The 1,512-nt window shown below is 69.2% G+C and carries 1 protein-coding gene; it reads right to left on the bottom strand.

The features are described 5' to 3' along the window. A partial coding sequence (locus tag ABD225_RS18525) for an IS1634 family transposase (protein ID WP_425564505.1) occupies positions 1-1,467 on the bottom strand: 1,467 nt, incomplete at its 3' end. Between the last annotated feature and the right edge of the window lie 45 nt (positions 1,468-1,512).

The raw sequence follows: 1,512 nt of genomic DNA, 5'->3' as shown, positions 1-1,512 counted from the left end.
GTCGGGTAGCGGTTCCTCGGCGGTGATGGTCTGCTCGCCGACTTGGATCTCGATGGTGCGGTAGCGGCGGGCGGTCCGCACGAATTTCTTGATGCTCCAGCCGGTTTGGTCCTCGACCCACCTGCTCACAGCCAACGCTGCGAACACGACGCTCAGGTGCGCCTGGATGCTCTCGCGCTTGTGGTGGAAGATCGGGCGGGCCTGCAGGTCGTGCTTGGACATCCGGAAGCTCCGCTCGATCTGGAAGAGCCGGTGGTAGGCGCCGATGACGAAGTCGGCGTCAGCGACGGCGGGGTCGAGGTTGGTCACGTACGCCTTGATCCCAGCCAGCGACCTGGCCTTGGCCTCCAGCGCCCGGTTGACGGACTTGCTGGCCCCGGTGAGGGTGACGAACCGGTTCCGTTTGACCGGCGTCTGGCCCTTGACGGCCTTCTCGGCCTTGGCGACCTGCTCGTCGATCCCGCGCAGGGTGCGCCGGGCCCGGTCGTGCTTGTACTGGTAGTAGAACGTGTGGTCACGGCGGGCATCGGTCGGGCCGGCCGGCCAGGGCTGGGTGAAGACGTGCCCGTCCGGGATCTCGGCGTCGGGGTGTCGTTCCCGCCAGGCGGTGATGACGTACGGCTCCTGGGGGATCCTCGCTCCGATGATGAACGACAGGCCGGCGGCCTCGATCGCCTTCTTGTTCGCCTCGGACACCATCCCGGCGTCCGCGACGATCGTCACGTCCGGCAGGCCGTGCGCGGCCATGAACGCTTGGATCGTCGGGATCATCGTCAGGGTCTCGGCCTTGTTCCCCTCGAACGCCTCGACCATCAGCGGGAAGCCGGTGTGGTCGGTCAGCAGCCCGATGGTGATCTGCGGCTCGAGCCGGCGTTCCTTGGAAAAGCCTGGCTCGCGGAACCCGTCACCGGCGTCGGTCTCGAAGTAGAGCGTGCTCACGTCGTACAGGACAAGGCTGGCCGGGCCGAGCCCGGCCTGCCGAGCGCACGCGGCCGCCAACTTCCTGCGGAAGTCCTCCTGCGCGAAGACCGGCAGGCGCCGGGTCACCGTCCGGTAGGCCGGCGCGCTCACGCCGACCTCCTCCAGCACCCGGGCCGAGTCCAGCTTCGAGGTCGGCTCGATGATCCGCGCCAGCACCAGGCCCCGAAACACCGGGTCGCCGGCCGCGGCCTCGAACCCCAAGACCCGGTAGGCGTGCTCGAGCGCGTCCCACAAGTGCCCCATCCGCGAGGACGTGATCGGCAACGGGCCACCCTGCCGCGGCGCCAAGCCGCTCAGGCCGAGGTCGAGCTCGCCCTGCCCGGCGGCCAGCTTCTGCCGCGCGGCCGCCTTCAACAGCTCCAGCTCGGCCTGCGTGTGCGCCGACCCGATGTGCTCCATCGTCCGGGCGCCTCGCCGGTTCGAGTACACGATCTGCACCGCCGTCGCCCCCGAAGACGTCTTCACAGTGCGCACGTACGGGGCCACGAGGACACGATAGGACCCCCGGCTAGGGCACAAATCCCGACCGTC

It is taken from the genome of Nostocoides veronense (assembly GCF_039531185.1).
GTDB classification, from domain to species: domain Bacteria; phylum Actinomycetota; class Actinomycetes; order Actinomycetales; family Dermatophilaceae; genus Nostocoides_A; species Nostocoides_A veronense.
This window is presented reverse-complemented; position numbering and strand designations above follow the sequence as displayed.